Genomic DNA, 18137 nt, shown 5'->3' on the forward strand with positions numbered 1-18137 from the left:
TGTTATTTTTTCATTTTATTACCAGTACGTTGAAAAGTTTATAGCGTATTCAAAAGCTTCATCATATTGAACCAACGTCCGAATATCGAAGTTTCTATTTTCGAAAAAACGTTGTTCCCATTTAAGATAGTTTTTGTGTTTTGCTATTTCAGTTATGTTGAAGCCACTCCCAACTTTTATGGAAGTAGCCCAATATGGCGCTATGGATAGCACCGCTCCTATTTCCGGCCCAATATAGGCAGCACCATGAGAAAGGTCCGAAAACAGTATTTCACCAGCGAGAGCAGCATAACCTGCTGAGTCATCGGCTAGATTCATGCTTTTACCGAGAAAGCCACCCACATACATATCGGAACAATCAATGCAGGATAAATTATTCGGTTTGTAACCTGCGTTTAGAGACCACGCATAAAAATTATCTTCAGCTAATCCCGTCTGAGAGACATTCAGGTTTAATACATTAAATAAGGTCAGCTCTCTTATTGACCAACCGCGTTCCTGGGTTGTGTATAAAAGGCTCAGATCAAAAGTACTCAGCTCCGAGAAAGGGATACGGGCAGCATTAATATTCAAAAGATCATAGTAATTTGCACGAAACCGTAAGCTTGCCCCTGAGCCAAATGCATCATTGTATCTAGAGGAGAATTGAAGCATTGCCGTGTTTTGGGCTCTATGTGGTGGTAACTTGTTCGCCGGTTCCCAACTCGTTTGCCCTGCTGATAAGCGAAAACGCTCAGTCAGTAAATTCTCTCTTTTTGTCTCTTCTATCGCGGAAAGGCCACTATTTTTCACTTCTAAAAAAGCATAATAATCATACATAGTGTCAATCACTCGCTTTGCCTCCTCTTCTTTAAGAGACCGCAAGAGACTCAACGTTTCATCAACGGGAAGCGCAATAATGCGCTCAACACTTTGCCTTTCACTAGCGCTCAGTTGATTAAATCGGTTGTATAATTTTTCCTGACGAGATTCATGATAAAGCACTTGGTCTACATGACTCTCCGTCTCAGGCTTATTGAGCATCATCACCAAATCATAAGGCATAACCCAAATTTTATTTGGTGCCAAAAGAGGCTTATCAACAACCAGTTCCAACAGCTTAGCGAGTTGGTAACCGCAATTTTGTTTAAAGAAGTAGTAGGTCATGCTCGTATTTTCTAACTCCCACAAATGTGCAAGTAGAAAGACGACGTTTTCTTCAGTCAGACTGAGCTTGTATTCCCACAAATCGCGGAGCTCTGTTTCGTTATAAGCTAAATTTTGGTGATGATATTTTTGGTTCGCGAAATGCCCCTGATACCCACCAGTTATGCCTTTGTAGATATAGACAAGCTTGTTGTCAGAGTCCGGAACCATTGCGCCATAACTAAAGGTATTGTCGAGTAGCTCAGCACCTGCGCCAGAATTAAATTTAAGTAAGACATGCCCATACATGGATGCAGGATTACCAAGATAACCGCTCGCGTACACCACACTGACGCTATCTGTCGCAAAGGACTCAAGATATTGTTGGTATTTTGGACAATTTGCTTCCGGAAATAACCCCTTAGGCATGACACTCTCAAGCCAGATTTTCCTAGCGGGGAAACGACACTGGGTGGTAGGCTCTTGAGTAAAGGCTTGAATTGTCGCTTTTAATTCCTCTTCTGGATTAGTCTTTCCATTCGGTGCTAAAAGAAATGATGGACTGGTCACAGCACTACTCGGTTTCACCAATCCCTCTTCGTAATGAATAAGCAACCGCCATGTACTCGAGGAGCTTAAGGCATCTAAATCATACTTTTGTCCTTTTCCTTCCTCATCTGAAAAAGCAGCACTGGACAGAACACAACTTGCCGTGATCAAGATGGAATTAATTAGCTTGTTCAATGAGAAAGGGTATGCCAACCGAGCGTTAAAATATCAAATCATATGAGTATTTTATCAATAATGATTATCATTAATCAATGCATTTTATAAAATATATTTTCCACATATATCTGAATGTATGAGTGTTTTTCTTTTGACAGGCTTGGGAGCTATAAAAAATAGTCAGATAGGAGAAATGGGGTTAATTGGAAAGTATGCATCTCAGGTCTAGATTGGCGTTCACTTAGCGCTCACCACTCAGCAATGCAAAGGCGGCTTTTCACACCACGAATCTGCAACCCCATCGCCTCAAATACATGCTCAAAGTCTTGGCAAGTAGCGGGAACATTAGGTAAAGACAGCGACGCCTCTGTAAAAAATGACTGACTCAGGGTCTCAGATTCTCCCCACGCCAACTGCCACCAATCCAAAATACGTTGTTTAGACGCATTCAATCGGTAAGCCGCAGGAAGTCGATCGCGCTTGTTTAAGTTCTCCGTTTTAGATGTTGGCAACAGATTCCATTTGTCGTTATTCGGCCAATAAGCAAACGGCAAGCAGTGATCAACATGGTACTCATTACGCAACTTGCCTCCACCCCAAACGCTGATGATCTCCGATTGATTCGAGCGTAACTGCTCTACCCTTTTGCGCACTGCGCTTGTATCGTGGTCTTTATCAATCCAAACCAAACAATCGTGGTATGTTTGCAGCGCAATTCCTCGCTGTTGGTTTGAACTAAACCGCTGCATTTCAAGAATCCATTGATTCACCACCAGCGGCTCAATCCAAGAATGATAGAGCCTAAAGCAGTCCCACAAACTCTCTTCCAAAATAAAATGGCCGTAACTTTCTAGAAAAGCACCATCAACAACGATAGCGCCTTTATGCTTTTTCGAAGAACGTACCATTTCAAAATATGGATTCGATTTATCACCTTGGTATGTGTAGGTGACAGGCCCTTCTTTGATGGTTTTTAAGCTATCTTTGATCGCTTTATCCAAAGCGGCAGCATCACCATCAACAAACATGGTACCAATTGCTAAATCATCGGGGCTTAAATGAGAAAGCTTGCCCCACCCATCAGGCTTGATAAAACCAAGGCCTTTTGACGCATTAGAGTTTTGTTGGATGCTCTCTTTATCGATAAGGCGTTTGAACTGACGAATCCAATACAGGCCGACGAGTCCGAGAGGAATCGCGACCTTACCATCAGAGCGATCAACAACGGCTCCAGAGTGCGCATCTGCAATTCGCAATAAGGTTCGCAACAAGGCGAGTTTGTATGTCGCCGATTTTGAATCGTTTACGATGATATGGCGGATCTTGTTGAGATCACCGGAACCATCATCGGGAAGTGACATAACTATCGTCTGCCAGTGCACGTCATCACGCTTAAGCTGATCATCGCTGTCAGAGATGTGCCTAACCATCAGCGCGCTATTCTTTGCCAGTTGTTCCAACTCCTGAACGGATACTGGATAAGCTTTTCGCCCATCGGTGAACTCACCATGGCGAAGACTTATCACCAACCGACCATTCGGCGCCAACAGATTCGATAGTTTACGAAAAGCACGCTCACGATGCGAAGCAGCAACATGCATCCAGACTGCACTCACTAAAATAAGATCAAATCGGAGCCCTAAGTTGGTGGTTTTCTCAAGTGCAGGCAAGGCATCGTCAAGCCAAGTAACAAAATCACCCGTTGTATTTTTACCGATCTCTAGCAGTGATATGGCTGGTTCAAGTGCAATCACCTCGCAACCTTGCTCTGACATCCACCTCGCATCTCGCCCTGCTCCAGCTCCCACATCCAATACGCGATCGCCAGCATGAGGCCAAAAAGCTTGCCAGCTCGAATGCACCTGCTCAAAGGTTGTCGAGTTATATTGCGCTGCTAATGAACTCGCATTTTGGTTGTAGAAATTAAACGTTGAGGACATAAAGATAAGACTGAAATTAAACTGAACACATAGTAAGTGCTACTGATTGCAATTGCTAGAAGACAGTACAAAAGTTGTAGAAAACGTTGCATTGGGAATGCTGATGCCTGAAGCACGTTTTTTGGACAAAACCTTGTTAGACTTTCTAATCTATTTAGGCTGGTAAATATTAGAAAAAGTATTGATAACTCCTTTATTAAGTTCCTTTTCGAGTACAAAAAGACCGCACTGTAGGCGGTCGTTTAACAATAAAGCCATACATACGTATAGAGTAAGCTTTCGTTCAATATTTAGCTGTTGTGATTTGCCGTTCGTTCAACAAGTACTTCTTTGAACGCGAACATCCCATTCAGCGCAGCAGGAAAGCCTGCGTAAACAGACATCTGAATGATCACCTCTTTGATCTCTTCTTCATTGCAACCCACATTAAGCGCCGCATTCAGGTGCACTTTAAGCTGTGGCATGCAGTTTCCTAATGCCGTTAACGCTGCCACCGTTGCAATCTCACGCGATTTCAAATCCAAGCCTTTGCGCGCATATATATCACCAAAAGGATACTCAATGGTGTATTTAGCTAAATCAGGGCTGATATCTTGTAGGCTATCGATAACATTTTGTCCTGCTTCACCATCAATCTGTTTAAGTAGTTCTAGCCCTTTTTCAAAACGTGGCGCATCCAATGTATTACTCCTATGTGTTCAATAGGAGCGCAGCATACAAGTTAGAGTTCACTCTAAGTCAATACACTTTTCCATCTTTATAGAGTTCAATTTTGTTTTCCAAAGCCAAAAGGTGGGATTTTTGTTGTTCTATATGTGCTATTAAAGTCTGTTGGTGCTGTTCTAGCAAGGCTTGACGCTCAAGTAACGTGCTGTTTCCCTTCTCTCTTAGCCGAGCGTATTCCAATATATCTTCGAGTGGCATAGCCGTTTCTTTCAGACGAATTACAAATTCAACCCACTTTTGGTCTTTCTCGGTATACACTCGGTGGCCACTATTGTTGCGCTGAACATTTTTAAGCAAACCAATTTTTTCATAGTACCTAAGTGTGTGATCCGTCAAACCTACCAAGCTAGCAAACACCTTCATATTCATTTTTACATCCTTCGTAAAGGTGGATTGTGCATTGAAGCCTAAACAATTTTGTTTAGAACCGCTCAATAATACCTATTTTTCACTCTTTATTAAAAATGAATATGAGATTAGTTATATTTGGGCAAAGTTCGTCTAACTAGGAACATAGGCTTCTTAACTAAAATAACAATGGGGCATAAATGAGTTGAGCCACTAGGCAATCACACCTCTACTGTTTTGTTTTTCAACGGGCGTTAGAGTTGACCTTACATGTTGCCCTTCAGCGCATGGCAGGTGTGGCTTATAGACGAATGGTGTACTTGATCTAAAATGTAATCTTAGAGAAAGGTAAAGAACATACCTAAAACGCAAAAGCCCCGACAACTCTGGGAGTTATCGGGGCCTTCAGAATAAATGGCACGCCCTGAAGGATTCGAACCTTCGACCACATCCTTAGAAGGGACGTGCTCTATCCAGCTGAGCTAAGGGCGCGCTACAGGGAAGGATTATACGAGTTCAGACGCTTAAATCAACGGGTTTTCATAACATTCTGATCTAAATGCTTAAAAAAAGGTCACTAAGGCGAAAAATGTTCAAAAACACCTCAAAGCAAACGTTTGCGTATAGATGTTAAATGGAATTTCTGCGACAATGCGCCGAAAATAATTTGCCTTCTCAATTTAAAAGGAAAGTCATGACTGCTCAAAATATAGATGGAACTCTCATTTCACAAACTGTTCGTTCCGAAGTTGCAGCCCGTGTAAAAGCGCGGGTTGAAGCTGGCCTTCGTGCTCCAGGTCTTGCAGTAGTTCTAGTTGGTGAAGATCCCGCTTCTCAGGTTTACGTCGGCAGTAAGCGCCGTGCATGTGAAGAAGTAGGCTTTGTCTCTAAGTCTTTTGACCTTCCTGCTACTTCGTCGGAAGAAACCTTGTTGTCACTTATCGACGAATTAAACAATGACGACGAAATCGACGGCATTCTTGTTCAGTTACCACTTCCTGCTGGCATCGATGCAACGCAGGTTCTTGAGCGTATCCACCCAGAAAAGGATGTGGATGGCTTCCACCCTTACAACGTTGGTCGTCTCGCGCAGCGTATTCCTAAGCTACGTTCTTGTACACCAAAAGGCATTATAACGCTGCTTGAACGTTATAACATTGAGCTACGCGGTAAGCACGCGGTGGTGGTTGGCGCATCCAACATTGTTGGTCGCCCAATGACGCTTGAGCTGCTGCTTGCTGGTTGCACAACGACAACTTGTCACCGCTTCACTAAAGACCTAGAGGGTCACGTACGCCAAGCAGACCTTGTTGTGGTTGCTGTAGGTAAGCCAAACTTCATTCCTGGTGAGTGGATTAAGAAAGGCGCGGTCGTGGTCGATGTGGGCATCAATCGCCTTGAATCGGGCAAGCTAGCGGGTGATGTGGAATACGGCAAAGCACGTGAGAACGCGAGTTTCATTACTCCGGTTCCGGGTGGTGTTGGCCCAATGACGGTGGCCACCTTGATTGAGAACACCATGCTGGCTTGCGAGCAGTTTCATACGAAGTAAGAGATTCGAGATTCGAAGAAATGAAAAGGGTTGACGATAAACGTCAACCCTTTTGTTTTGAGAGAGTGGGAAGAAGTGTCTGAGCCAAAACCTTGTTCCCCTGCTCTCTCGAAGCGAAGCGTTCCCGATTCCAGAAGCGCAGCGCTTTAAATAGGTTACAAACTTAAAATCACGCCAGCGATGGATGCGCTCATCAGGTTAGCCATGACACCAGCTGCGATAGCACGGAAGCCGTATTCCGAGATAAAGGAGCGTCTCTCTGGCACCAGTGAACCAAGGCCGCCGATCAGCATGGCCATGGTCGAAATGTTCGCAAAGCCGCACAGTGCAAACGTCACGATAGCTTGTGAATGCGCACTTAGTTCAGACTTAACTTCCATCAGTTGGATGAAGGCAACGAATTCGTTGACCACGATCTTATTACCGATCAATGAGCCAGCCACAATAGCCTCGTTCCAAGGAATACCCAGCAGCCAAGCGATTGGGGCAAACAGGTAGCCTAGTACTAGCTCAAAGCTCAGCTCCATACCAAATAGACCACCGAACCAGCCGAGCATGCCGTTGAGCATCGCAATAACACTGACAAAAGCCAGCAGTGTCGCGCCAACTGCAACAGCGATGCGTACGCCTGACATCGCGCCATCTGCCATTGCTTCAACCACGTTAGTTGCGCGTGGGATTTCAACTTGGTCAGGGTTCACCGTTTGTGCTGCGTTATCGGTCTCTGGCATCATGATTTTTGCCATAAGAAGACCCGCAGGTGCCGACATGAAAGCCGCCGCGATCAAAAAGTTAAGATCCACACCCAGTGATGCGTAACCCACCAGTGTGCCACCAGCAACCGATGCCAAACCACCTGTCATAACCGCAAAGAACTGTGAGTCAGTCATGTGCTTTAGGTATGGCTTCACCACGAGTGGCGCTTCGATCATACCGACGAAGATATTAGCAGTCGCAGATAAAGACTCCGCACGACCTGTTCCGAGTAATCGTTGTAAACCACCACCGATCAGGTTGATCACTTTCGGCATCAGACCGATGTGGTACAAACCAGAAATCAGCGCTGAGAAGAAGATGATGATACCAAGTACGTTAATCGCGAAGGTAAAACCACCCGTTGCGAGATTGCCAAATAGGAACGAGATGCCCTCTTGGCCGTAGTTGATTAGGTTAGAAACCGTACTGGTTACTGCATTGAGCGCTTCTTTACCCGCAGGTACGTAAAGCACCAATAGCGCAAAGAGAACTTGCAGAGCAAAAGCCAAAGACACCGTTCTTAAACGAATGTTCTTACGGTTAGTCGACAGCAGCCATGCTACGAATAGGATGACTACGATACCAAGAATTGAGTTCATAAAGTGAATCCGACAAAGGGGGAACAGGAAAGGAGTCGGATTGTATAGAGTAAGAATAATGCTGCAAGTTGGGTATGTTAACAGGCTGAGCATCTTGACCGCTCAGTTTTTGACCGCCAAAATAACTCTATGAATTAAAAGGAGATAAACGTTTGCTTTTTGCTATTATTTCCAAGTGGAAAATATGTTTCTGGATTTAGAAATATTTTGAGATCTAAATCACCTTTTGTATTCCCTACTTGGGTATCGAGATATAAGGTGCTAATCGCTGATCCCAGTGACAAGGTGACCCAATCCTCTGTTTGATGAAATCGATCACCGCAGAGGTTTTTTTCGGCATGTGCTGACGACTTGGGTACACAGCGTAAAACGGCATGGTTTGGCTGGCCCTCCAATCAGGTAAAAGCTGGATCAATTTGCCTGAGCGGAACTCGTCATCGAGCAGGTAAGTTGCCAAATAGGCTATGCCCCACCCCGCAATTGCGGCATCACGAATCGCTTCAGCCAAATCAACCGAGTAGTTGCCTGATACTTTTACATTGAGCTCTTGCTCACGATTCGTGAATGCCCAACTGGTGTAGTCACGCTCCCAACTGCGGTAGATAAGGCAGTTGTGCTGCGCCAAGTCATTCGGCACGGTGGGTTTCTCGTGCTTGAGCAAGTAATCTGGCGATGCAGCAACCACGAATTGGCAATCCGCTAGGCGCTGAGCAATGTAGCCTTCAGGTAGATGTTCGTTATTGGTGACCCAAAGATCCAAGCCCTCTTCGAACATATCTACTTTGTAGTCAAACAAGTGCAGTTCAACTTTCAGTAGCGGGTACGTCTCTCTAAGTTGTTGAATGGCAGGAATGATGTGCAAAGTACCGAAAGATTGCGACAGCCCAAGACGCACTGTTCCCGCGACTTCATCCCGTTGGCTTTCCATCTCTAATGTTGCGCTACTCGCGGCTTGCACTACCTGCTGGCAATGGTGATAAAAGGTTTGCCCAGCGTCTGTGGGCGTAAAACTGCGCGTAGTACGCTGCACAAGTTTGATACCTAATGAGGCTTCTAATTGGCTAAGCTGCTTACTAACGTGAGAAACAGACACGCCTAGGCTCTTTGCCGCAGCAGTAAAGTTCTTATGTTTGATCAACGCAGCGAAGATCACCATTTGTGCAGCACGTTCAGATAACACGCAAACCTCGTTTTAATTTGAGAAAGTAAAGGGCTCCGAAGAGCCCCTTTTTATTCGTATAACCAGCCAACTTAGAATGTGATACGGTCAGCTAAGTGACTTACCGCCAAGGCAAAGTAGTAAGAGCGGTTCCACTTCATCAACACATTGTAGTTGTTGTACACCAAGTAAGTACGGCCGTTCTCATCGTCTGGCATGATCAACCAAGCTTTGATGTCTTCATCTAACTTAGGTAGTGGGCTGCCATCGTATTGGGTGATGCCCAGCTTACTCCACTCTTGCAGATACTTGCCTTTTTGGGCTTTACGACCTTGCAGACTAGGGTCGATGCCATGTGGCACTTTGACTTGGCGGCCCCAAGTAAACGTATCATCCCAACCCGACTTGCTTAGGTAATTCGCAGTAGAAGCAAACACGTCCGCTTCTGATTGCCAGATGTCTTTCTTGCCGTCACCGTTACCATCTGCGGCAAAGCGCAGGAATGAACTTGGCATAAACTGACATTGACCCATAGCGCCAGCCCAAGAACCCTTGAAGTTCTTTAACTCGATATGACCTTCATCAAGGATCTGTAGCGCCGCCATGGTTTCTTTGCGGAAGAACTCTTCACGACGACCTTCAAACGCCATGGTCGACAGCGCATCGATCACGCGGTAATTCCCCGTGAACTTACCGAAATTACTTTCTACCCCCCACAATGCGACAATAAAGCGCGGCTGCACGCCAAACTCGTCACCAATGCGTTTTAGCTCAGCGTAGTGCTCTTTATACAGTTGCTTAGCTTGCTTAACCTTCCATTTGGGTACCGCACGCGGAATGTATTCATCTAACGTCAGTTTCTTTTCAGGTTGGTTTCGGTCTGCTTTGACTGCGTGTGGCTTATATTGCACATCAGCGAAAGCGGCACTGATCACCTGTTCGGAAATGCCTTTATTACGCGCTTCTGCACGCAGTTTATTTAGGTATTCATCAAAGCCGTCGCTGCTTGCAAAGGCTGAGGTGCACATACCAAGGCTGAGCATGACTGCCAGTATCTTTTTCATATCGCCCTCCTTGAGCGAGGCAAAACTTCCAGATGAAAAGCGGCGATGTTATTCACCTTTCTGCTGGGCTTTTTGTTCTTTGTATTTTTCTAGTAGGTTTTCCGGCGGAGGCGGAACCTGTAGGAAGAAACCATCATTATTTAATGACACTTTCACTTTCTCGACATCAACTTGCGCCAATGTACGACCGTCCAGTTTGATGGTCATCACTGGCATAGGCTTACCGAACATCTGCATTAATTTGTCAGGAACCTGTGAGAAGTCGTCCTTTTTCGGTATGTAGAGATAAGTGCCTTCTTTTTTGGAGCTTTTATAAATGGAACAAAGCATGACGAGCCTTTTGTGCTGATTTACCCGCTTTGAGTGCGGATTCTATTGAAAACGTAAAATTCTCGCAAACTTGTTAGCAAATTTGAGATTAATTCACTTATTTGCTTACCTGAGAACTTGCTGCGCTAGAGGATGAAATATAACATGATAGACCTAGTTTAAGGCAACGCTCTTTCAATAAAGGCAGAAGTCCACGATGACCCATTCACCTGACCTTAAAGGTAGCAGTTTTACATTGTCAGTTTTACACCTTTCTGACAACGAGATCGCCAAGACTGTCGAATTTTTGCAAGAAAAAGTTTCACAAGCGCCTTCTTTTTTTGCATCTGCTCCTCTGGTTATCAATATAGCAAAAGTAGAAGGCGATATTGATTTCCACGCGCTGAAGCAAGGCATCGCTAACGCAGGGTTTATTCCCGTTGGCGTCTCTGGCTGTAAAGATAAGCGCGTTCAAAACCTTGCCTCACAAGCGGGCTTTGCCATCATGTCTGCGAGCAAATCTCCCACTCAAGCACCAACAACGATGGCACCGACCAAAATTGTTCGTACTCCGGTACGCTCTGGTCAGCAGATTTACGCCAAAGATTGTGACCTGCTTGTGTTGGCACATGTAAGTGCGGGGGCAGAGATAATTGCTGATGGCTCTATCCATATTCATGGCACCCTACGTGGACGTGCCATTGCTGGAGCGAGCGGGCAACAAGAAGCACGAATTATTTGTCACGATTTACAAGCTGAGCTGGTTTCCATTGCAGGAGATTACTGGCTGAGCGATCAAATTGAGAGTGAGTATTGGCAAAAGAAAGTAATGATAAGCAAGGCCGAAGAATCATTACATCTAGAGACACTCACTATTTAGTCTAAAAAGGAAATAAAATGGCACGCATTATTGTAGTAACGTCTGGTAAAGGTGGCGTCGGTAAAACCACTTCAAGCGCAGCCATCGCCTCTGGTTTGGCTCTGAAGGGAAAAAAGACCGTGGTGATCGATTTTGATATCGGCTTGCGTAACCTTGACCTGATCATGGGCTGTGAGCGCCGTGTGGTGTACGATTTTGTTAACGTCATCAATGGTGAAGCAACACTCAACCAAGCGATGATCAAAGACAAACGTACAGATAACCTCTTCATTCTTCCCGCTTCTCAAACACGTGATAAAGACGCGCTGACCAAAGATGGTGTGCAACGTGTGTTTTCTGAGCTAGGCGAGATGGGCTTTGATTTCATCATCTGTGATTCTCCAGCAGGCATAGAGCAAGGTGCTCTGATGGCGCTGTACTATGCGGATGAAGCGATTGTAACGACGAACCCTGAAGTGTCTTCGGTACGTGACTCTGACCGTATCCTAGGCATTTTGGATTCTAAGTCGCTGCGTGCTGAGCAAGGCCTTGAGCCCGTTAAACAGCACCTGCTACTGACACGTTACAACCCTTCTCGCGTAACGCAAGGTGAGATGCTCAGCGTTGAGGACGTGGAAGAGATCCTCCACATTTCTCTGCTGGGCGTGATTCCAGAAAGCCAAGCAGTATTGAATGCATCAAACAAGGGTGTGCCAGTGATCTTTGACGAGAACACAGACGCAGGCATGGCTTATTCTGATGCCGTTGACCGCCTACTGGGCAACCAGGTTGAATTTCGTTTCCTTACTGAGGAGAAGAAAGGACTCTTTAAACGACTATTCGGAGGCTAGACATGTCATTATTAGAATTTTTCCGCCCACAAAAGAAAAACTCTGCAAATCTAGCCAAAGAGCGTTTGCAGATCATCGTTGCTGAACGTCGTAGCCAGGGCGATCCTGCGCCTTCTTACTTACCTCAATTAAAAGAGGACATTTTGAAGGTGATCAGCAAGTATGTCGCGATTAACCCTAACATGGTGGATTTGACGTTTGAACACAAGGACGATGATATTTCGGTTCTTGAGCTTAATGTGAAGTTACCAGAAGACGAGAAGTAATTGCTTTTCGACTTGGCTTGAGTGCTCTTTTCGTCATTCGAAGCAGCGATGTACGAGCGTGATTCTGAATCTATTACTAACGTGCTCGGGTTGTTGAAGCTTAGGTTGTTGCAAATAGGTTTTGCCTTCAAAGCCAATTACAAATGCGTGTTACAAAAAAGGTTGGCGATATTGCCAACCTTTTTATTTGCCTCTATTTCAGAAGCTTGTTCATTTTCTCACCGAGCAACTCAAGACGCCAGCTTTGCATCACGTCTGGTAGGCTCGCTGGGTCACGGTCTTTCTTCCATACCCAACTGATGATTTGGTTGATCTGCTTTTTAGACGCTAAGAACTCAGTCGCCAAGCCTGACTTCTGCGATGCCACCTTAACCACATCTTTCAGGTTCTTAAAGACCTGCTTGTAGCTTGGGTAATCCATCAAGCGTTCAATTTTCTCTGGGTAATCGTCTGCTGGTGTTTGTTTCGCCTGCTTTACGATACCGGCAATCTTTGCGCCGTGGCGGTTTATCGAGCGGACGTCCATACCTTCCGCTTCCATCTTCTGAAAGCCAGTCAAACCAAGGCGAGCAACCGTCAGTAAATCGCCCTCTTTGAAAATGAAGTTCAACGCGAGATCGCGCTTAATGGCTTCACGGTAACGCCAAGTTGCCAGAGGTTTCAGGATCGCAAGTTCAGCCGGTCTTAGCTGCCATGCGCCTTTGATGTCGAGATACACGTTCTCGTCGTTGATATCACGAATACGCTTGGATACCAGCAGGTCACTCTCTTGCTGAACCGCTTCCCACCAACCTGCTTGGTTGACTTTATCTAGCAGTTTTTCATAAAGAGGCATGAGGTAATGCACGTCAGCGGCAGCATAATCCAATTGCTTTTGCGTCAGTGGACGCGCCATCCAATCGGTGCGAGATTCGCTCTTGTCGAGCTCGACACCAAGGTATTCTTCGACCAGTGTTGCGAAACCAGTCGACAGCCCGTGGCCTAAAAATGCGGCCATCAACTGAGTATCTACCATTGGGAATGGTGTGCAACCAAAAGCGTTTTGGAACACTTCTAAATCTTCACCACAGGCGTGCAGTACTTTCAGCACTGAGGTGTCTTGTAGCAACTCGACGAACGACGTCATGTCGGTCAGTTCCGTCGGGTCGATCAGAGAAAGTTGTTTGCCATCGAAAAGCTGAATCAAACCTAGTTGCGGATAGAAGGTCCTGATTCTTACGAATTCGGTATCCAGCATAACTACGTCGGCTTCTCTTGCTAGAGCACAGACTTCTTCTAGGTCTTTGTTTTTCTTGATTATCTGATAATTCACATGCTTCTCGCTATAAAAAAATGCCAGCAAAACGCTGGCATTCTAACATTATTTGGCAATAAATGATTGTTGCACAAAGCAATCCTTTTACGCGCTCTTCTTCGCAAGTTCTGCGTCGTTCTCTTCACGCAGTACACGACGCAGGATTTTGCCTACGTTGGTCTTAGGCAGATCTTCGCGGAACTCAACCAACTTAGGCACTTTGTAGCCCGTTAGGTGTTGGCGACAATGTGCAATCACTTCTTCTTTAGTTAGGCTTGGATCGCGTTTAACAACGTAGATCTTCACCAACTCACCAGACACTTCATGCGGCTGGCCGATTGCGGCGACTTCTAACACTTTACCGTGCAGAGCAACCACATCTTCGATTTCATTCGGGTAAACGTTAAAGCCAGACACAAGAATCATGTCTTTCTTACGATCGACGATGTGCAGGAAGCCTTCGTCATCAAACTTAACGATGTCGCCCGTTGATAACCAACCGTCTTCGTTAATCACTTCTTTGGTTGCCTCAGGACGCTGCCAGTAACCTTGCATCACTTGCGGACCACGAACTTGAAGCTCGCCTGTCTCAGTGTTTGCCAGTGCATTCCCTTCCTCATCAACAATACGTACTTCCGTTGATGGAACAGGTAAACCGATTGAACCGTTGTACTCGACTAAGTCATGCGGATAAGCCGCGACCAATGGCGAACATTCTGTTAGACCGTAGCCCTCTAGCAGGTAACAGCCCGTGGTATTTTGCCATTGTTCAGCCACGGCACGTTGCACTGCCATACCACCACCTACCGCTAGGCGCAGGTTGCTGAAATCCAATTCATGGAAGTCTTCGTTGTTCACTAGCGCATTAAATAGAGTGTTTACCCCTGTAATCGCGGTGAACTGGTATTTTTGTAACTCTTTGACGAAACCCGGAATATCACGCGGGTTAGTAATAAGCAGGTTGTTACCGCCCATTTCGATAAACAATAAACAGTTCACTGTCAGTGCAAAGACGTGATAAAGCGGTAGTGCCGTCACAACAAGTTCGCGCCCTGGAGTCAATACTGGGCCGTAAGCACCTTTTGCCTGCATCACATTAGCAATCATGTTGCGGTGCGTCAGGATTGCGCCTTTCGCCACGCCCGTTGTACCACCTGTGTACTGCAGGAATGCGATATCATCACCAGATATAAATGGCTTGACGTACTGAAGGCGACGCCCTTTGTGCAATGCTTTACGCATTGAAATTGCACCCGGTAAATCGTACTTAGGTACCATACCCTTGACGTATTTGACCACGAAATCCACCAGCGTACCTTTCGCACGTGGCAGCATTTGACCAAGACTGGTCAGAACCACGTGTTTCACTGGGGTGTTTTCTACAACCTGCTCTAGTGTGTTCGCGAAATTAGAAACGATAACGATCGCCGTAGCACCAGCATCATTTAGCTGATGTTCAAGCTCACGTGGAGTATAAAGTGGGTTCACGTTAACAGCGATGCAGCCCGCACGCAAAACACCGAAGAGTGCGACTGGGTATTGCAGCAAGTTAGGCATCATAAGTGCGACACGGTCGCCCTTTTTCAGCTTAAGCTCGTTTTGTAGGTATGCGGCAAATGCGCGGCTACGCTCTTCCAATTTGCGGAAGGTCATGACCGAGCCCATATTCATAAATGCTGGTTGGTCTGCGTATTTTTGAACAGACTGCTCGAACATTTCTACCAAAGACTCATATTGCTCTGGATTAATGGTTTCAGGTACGTCACTTGGATAACGTGAAAGCCATGGTTTATCCACGATGTTACTCCTCGTTTATAACTGGCTAAAAATAGCGTCCTTTTTATTTTGAGCACTATTACAGCACAGCAAACGTGCTTGAGCACGTAACTCTCAAACACTTGTTTAGATTTTGTTAACTACACCAAGAATTCGCTTCGCGACTTTGAGCGTTTGCTCTAAATGGCAATGATGTCCACCCGCTACAGAAACCACACTCGGTGGATTCTCGCCCCAATCGGCTTGGTTAAGCTGTAAATGCTGAAATCCATTGTCACCCAGAATGATCAGATGCGGGCAGCGTATTTGGCGAGTGATCGCGTTCGCGTGTTCCTGCGCCATACGATAAAGTGAATCACACTTTAATTTGGCATCGTGTCGCCAAAACCATTGGTTCTCTCGACATTCGATTCCGCGTTCGACGATTGGCATCAACTGTTCAGCGGTCAGGCGATTCGCTTGCATACGCAGCTTTAACGCCAACTCGAAAGAAGCCATTGCTCGCTCCGGTTTGCTGCGTTGACGTTGTCGGCTGATGATGCCTTCACGCAGGCGTTTTACACTATTGGAAGCGTGTTCCGTAAGTGGGCCCGCGCCTTCAATTTGCACCAAGGCTTCAACCTGTTCAGGAAAGGCAGCACTATAGCAACTTGCGATTAATGCGCCTAGTGAATGCCCCACTAACACCCGTCTGTTTGGCGATAATTCGTCCAACAACTGGTGTAAATCGGCAATATAGTCGTGGAAAGGGTAGTAATTGTCTGAGGATTTATGACTGGATAGGCCATGACCCAATAAGTCAATCGCCAATAAATGGAGTTCGGGGTTTGTTTGATGAATGGCGCACATCAAGCTTTTGAAGCTGCCCGCGTTGTCCATCCACCCATGAATAAAAACGACTGAACAAGCAGTCGTTTTTTCATTTCCGATCTCTAAGGCTGCCATGCTCCCATTTGGGAGTTCGAAACGGCGCTCATTCATCACAAATTATTTAACCTGTTTGATGACCTTGCCGTCCTGCGGGAAGTCTGAACGCATCATACGGCAGTTAATAGAATAACAAGGGTAGAAATAGGTTGGTGTGTCGTACATTAGCACGCGCTCTTCGACCTTCCAGAGACGGTAACCATCGCCTTTGATTGCCGGAAAAATATATTGATGCTCGCCAATTTTGCCTTCTTCTTCGCCCATCCCTTTACCCACGACAGTGATGAGTCGGCCTTGGCTAAATGCAACAGGTTCTAGATAACCATCAAAGTACACCGCAAAACGCCCTGTGGGCTCTTGACCAATATCCGGTATACCTGATTTGTTGATTGGTAAGTTTACGATCTCCAGACGGGTTTGGTCCTTTAAGTTATCCACTTTCGCGATAACACCACCGAGGCGGACATCATTCGCAACCTGGCCTTGGTCCTCGGCAAAGGCTTTGTAATCCATCAAAACCTGCTCGGTGCTCGCCGTCAGCTCCTCAGGAAGAGAACTACAAGCAGATAGCCCGAATGCGACGATAATAGCCAGCAAAATACGTCTAGAAAGTTTCATAAACCCCTACTTTAACTTGGTTGTTTTACACATAGATATCGACACCAAGTAATTGAGCGAGTTCCTCTTTTTTCGCTCGATTCATGACATCCATATACTGTTCCATTGCTTTGCGGGCATGGCCCTCGGGCAAATCATATTGCACTTGAGCACGATGAATCTGAGATTCGTCAACTTGTTTTATGGAATGCGCGACCGCGTTCGCCACCTTAGAAGGTTGACCAACGGACTGCTTGTCTCGTGCTTTCTTTACCTGCCCTTTTTTACCGACTTTATTGGTGCGCTTTGCACCCGGTATTATCGCGGGAGGTAAACCATTGATAGACACCATAACGCTCCATAAAAATACAGGGAAAGCGCCCCGTATACTTTACTCGTGGGGATTATTCGCGACCCGGAAGTTTCTTCCACGTCACATTATCACGCAAATAAACCGGACTCGACTCTTCTACTGGAACCGTGTTGCCTTTGTTCAGTTCCTGCTCAGCAAGAATGACTATGTCTTGTGCATCAGGATAAAGGACATCACCGTTTGTTACGTTGAATGGCAATGTGCCAAGCTCTTCTTGGTAAGCACCCCAACCTGTACCCGCTGTCGTCCACATGTGTTCGTCTGCTTGTGCCTCTTCAACGAGACGTGCTGGCGGAATCACGCACTCTGCATCCACACCGGACCATTCACCGTTTTCTTGGCGAGCATAACGTGCCCAATAAACTTCGCTCATACGCGCGTCAATCGCAACGGCAACGTCCATTGTGCCATGCAGACGGTAACTTGCCTGCGCCATCGCCATCAGGGTCGAAACACCGATCATGGGTAAATCAGCGCCAAACGCTAAACCTTGTGCGATACCAATGCCGATACGAACGCCAGTAAAGCTGCCAGGACCACGGCCAAACGCCAATGCGTCGAGTTCTTGCAGGGTCAGGCCGGCTTCCTTAAGCACTTCGTCTACCATAGGCAGTACTTTTTTAGTGTGGTCGCGAGGCGCCACTTCACTGCGTGAAATCACTTGGTCATTAACCAGTAGTGCAACTGAACAGTTCTCAGTTGACGTATCGATAGCAAGAATTTTTGCGCTCATTTAACTCTCTACAATTCTTTTTTAATTTATTGATGCCGCAGCGCATTAGTCTGCGGCAACTTGTCCTGTTTTAAGGAATGTTTTGATTCGTTCAAGATCCCGCGTTCTTGGGATTGGCGGTAAACTGCCGAGAAAGATCCCACCGTAATCTCGCGTC

18 protein-coding genes and 1 tRNA gene are annotated in these 18137 nt (G+C 46.0%); 4 read left to right on the forward strand and 15 right to left on the reverse strand.

Annotation, left to right across the window (positions count from 1 at the left end; translation table 11 throughout):
• Window positions 1-18: 18 nt before the first annotated feature.
• The 5 genes from AND4_RS17120 to AND4_RS17140 form a co-directional block, all read right to left on the reverse strand.
• Complete coding sequence (locus AND4_RS17120; RefSeq protein ID WP_241210261.1) at window positions 19-1845, reverse strand: DUF4105 domain-containing protein; 1827 nt, start codon at window positions 1843-1845, stop codon at window positions 19-21.
• A gap of 254 nt (window positions 1846-2099) precedes the next feature.
• On the reverse strand, window positions 2100-3791 hold the full coding sequence (locus AND4_RS17125) for a class I SAM-dependent methyltransferase (RefSeq protein ID WP_009844242.1): 1692 nt from the start codon (window positions 3789-3791) through the stop codon (window positions 2100-2102).
• 290 nt (window positions 3792-4081) lie between these two features.
• On the reverse strand, window positions 4082-4471 hold the full coding sequence (locus AND4_RS17130; RefSeq protein ID WP_009844244.1) for a carboxymuconolactone decarboxylase family protein: 390 nt from the start codon (window positions 4469-4471) through the stop codon (window positions 4082-4084).
• Between the two features lie 58 nt (window positions 4472-4529).
• Entirely contained in the window at window positions 4530-4886 is a 357-nt protein-coding gene (locus AND4_RS17135) for a MerR family transcriptional regulator (protein WP_009844245.1), read from the reverse strand.
• Between the two features lie 394 nt (window positions 4887-5280).
• A tRNA-Arg gene (locus AND4_RS17140) sits at window positions 5281-5357 on the reverse strand.
• Between the two features lie 202 nt (window positions 5358-5559).
• Here AND4_RS17140 and folD point away from each other — a divergent pair.
• On the forward strand, window positions 5560-6417 hold the full coding sequence (folD, locus tag AND4_RS17145) for a bifunctional methylenetetrahydrofolate dehydrogenase/methenyltetrahydrofolate cyclohydrolase FolD (protein WP_009844246.1): 858 nt from the start codon (window positions 5560-5562) through the stop codon (window positions 6415-6417).
• A gap of 155 nt (window positions 6418-6572) precedes the next feature.
• Here the strand turns inward: folD and AND4_RS17150 are convergent, their stop codons facing one another.
• From AND4_RS17150 to AND4_RS17165, 4 genes are all read right to left on the reverse strand, one after another.
• On the reverse strand, window positions 6573-7772 hold the full coding sequence (locus AND4_RS17150) for a NupC/NupG family nucleoside CNT transporter (RefSeq protein WP_009844247.1): 1200 nt from the start codon (window positions 7770-7772) through the stop codon (window positions 6573-6575).
• Between the two features lie 235 nt (window positions 7773-8007).
• Complete coding sequence (locus AND4_RS17155; RefSeq protein WP_009844248.1) at window positions 8008-8952, reverse strand: LysR family transcriptional regulator; 945 nt, start codon at window positions 8950-8952, stop codon at window positions 8008-8010.
• A gap of 71 nt (window positions 8953-9023) precedes the next feature.
• On the reverse strand, window positions 9024-9995 hold the full coding sequence (locus AND4_RS17160; RefSeq protein WP_009844249.1) for a lytic murein transglycosylase: 972 nt from the start codon (window positions 9993-9995) through the stop codon (window positions 9024-9026).
• A gap of 48 nt (window positions 9996-10043) precedes the next feature.
• Window positions 10044-10325, reverse strand: coding sequence for a YcgL domain-containing protein (locus tag AND4_RS17165; protein ID WP_009844250.1), 282 nt, complete (start codon window positions 10323-10325; stop codon window positions 10044-10046).
• 196 nt (window positions 10326-10521) lie between these two features.
• Between AND4_RS17165 and minC the strand changes: the two genes are divergently transcribed.
• The 3 genes from minC to minE are packed head-to-tail and all read left to right on the forward strand — an operon-like array spanning window position 10522 to window position 12280.
• Window positions 10522-11184, forward strand: a complete 663-nt coding sequence (gene minC, locus AND4_RS17170; protein WP_009844251.1) for a septum site-determining protein MinC — start codon at window positions 10522-10524, stop codon at window positions 11182-11184.
• Window positions 11185-11201: 17 nt separating this feature from the next.
• Entirely contained in the window at window positions 11202-12014 is an 813-nt protein-coding gene (gene minD, locus AND4_RS17175) for a septum site-determining protein MinD (protein ID WP_009844252.1), read from the forward strand.
• A 2-nt stretch (window positions 12015-12016) separates the two neighbouring features.
• Window positions 12017-12280 carry a cell division topological specificity factor MinE gene (gene minE / locus AND4_RS17180; protein ID WP_009844253.1) on the forward strand — a complete coding sequence of 88 codons (264 nt, stop codon included), beginning with the start codon at window positions 12017-12019 and terminating at the stop codon, window positions 12278-12280.
• Between the two features lie 193 nt (window positions 12281-12473).
• Here the strand turns inward: minE and rnd are convergent, their stop codons facing one another.
• From rnd to tsaB, 6 genes are all read right to left on the reverse strand, one after another.
• Window positions 12474-13592, reverse strand: coding sequence for a ribonuclease D (gene rnd, locus AND4_RS17185; protein WP_009844254.1), 1119 nt, complete (start codon window positions 13590-13592; stop codon window positions 12474-12476).
• A gap of 87 nt (window positions 13593-13679) precedes the next feature.
• Complete coding sequence (fadD, locus tag AND4_RS17190) at window positions 13680-15371, reverse strand: long-chain-fatty-acid--CoA ligase FadD (protein WP_009844255.1); 1692 nt, start codon at window positions 15369-15371, stop codon at window positions 13680-13682.
• A gap of 105 nt (window positions 15372-15476) precedes the next feature.
• A complete protein-coding gene (locus AND4_RS17195) occupies window positions 15477-16331 on the reverse strand; it encodes an alpha/beta hydrolase (RefSeq protein WP_009844256.1) in 855 nt (284 codons plus the stop codon).
• A 6-nt stretch (window positions 16332-16337) separates the two neighbouring features.
• Complete coding sequence (locus AND4_RS17200) at window positions 16338-16895, reverse strand: Slp family lipoprotein (protein ID WP_009844257.1); 558 nt, start codon at window positions 16893-16895, stop codon at window positions 16338-16340.
• Window positions 16896-16920: 25 nt separating this feature from the next.
• Window positions 16921-17226, reverse strand: coding sequence for a hypothetical protein (locus AND4_RS17205; RefSeq protein WP_009844258.1), 306 nt, complete (start codon window positions 17224-17226; stop codon window positions 16921-16923).
• 52 nt (window positions 17227-17278) lie between these two features.
• On the reverse strand, window positions 17279-17980 hold the full coding sequence (gene tsaB, locus AND4_RS17210) for a tRNA (adenosine(37)-N6)-threonylcarbamoyltransferase complex dimerization subunit type 1 TsaB (protein ID WP_009844259.1): 702 nt from the start codon (window positions 17978-17980) through the stop codon (window positions 17279-17281).
• Between the last annotated feature and the right edge of the window lie 157 nt (window positions 17981-18137).

This window comes from Vibrio sp. AND4 (assembly GCF_000171815.1).
Classification (GTDB): Bacteria; Pseudomonadota; Gammaproteobacteria; order Enterobacterales; family Vibrionaceae; genus Vibrio.

Bases quoted from the DNA above. Each gene is read 5' to 3' on its own strand.
- AND4_RS17125 (WP_009844242.1), bottom strand. From the start codon at position 3,791: ATGTCCTCAACGTTTAATTTCTACAACCAAAATGCGAGTTCATTAGCA.
- AND4_RS17135 (WP_009844245.1), bottom strand. From the start codon at position 4,886: ATGAATATGAAGGTGTTTGCTAGCTTGGTAGGTTTGACGGATCACACA.
- folD (WP_009844246.1), top strand. From the start codon at position 5,560: ATGACTGCTCAAAATATAGATGGAACTCTCATTTCACAAACTGTTCGT.
- AND4_RS17150 (WP_009844247.1), bottom strand. From the start codon at position 7,772: ATGAACTCAATTCTTGGTATCGTAGTCATCCTATTCGTAGCATGGCTG.
- AND4_RS17160 (WP_009844249.1), bottom strand. From the start codon at position 9,995: ATGAAAAAGATACTGGCAGTCATGCTCAGCCTTGGTATGTGCACCTCA.
- AND4_RS17165 (WP_009844250.1), bottom strand. From the start codon at position 10,325: ATGCTTTGTTCCATTTATAAAAGCTCCAAAAAAGAAGGCACTTATCTC.
- minC (WP_009844251.1), top strand. From the start codon at position 10,522: ATGACCCATTCACCTGACCTTAAAGGTAGCAGTTTTACATTGTCAGTT.
- minD (WP_009844252.1), top strand. From the start codon at position 11,202: ATGGCACGCATTATTGTAGTAACGTCTGGTAAAGGTGGCGTCGGTAAA.
- minE (WP_009844253.1), top strand. From the start codon at position 12,017: ATGTCATTATTAGAATTTTTCCGCCCACAAAAGAAAAACTCTGCAAAT.
- AND4_RS17195 (WP_009844256.1), bottom strand. From the start codon at position 16,331: ATGAATGAGCGCCGTTTCGAACTCCCAAATGGGAGCATGGCAGCCTTA.
- AND4_RS17200 (WP_009844257.1), bottom strand. From the start codon at position 16,895: ATGAAACTTTCTAGACGTATTTTGCTGGCTATTATCGTCGCATTCGGG.
- AND4_RS17205 (WP_009844258.1), bottom strand. From the start codon at position 17,226: ATGGTGTCTATCAATGGTTTACCTCCCGCGATAATACCGGGTGCAAAG.
- tsaB (WP_009844259.1), bottom strand. From the start codon at position 17,980: ATGAGCGCAAAAATTCTTGCTATCGATACGTCAACTGAGAACTGTTCA.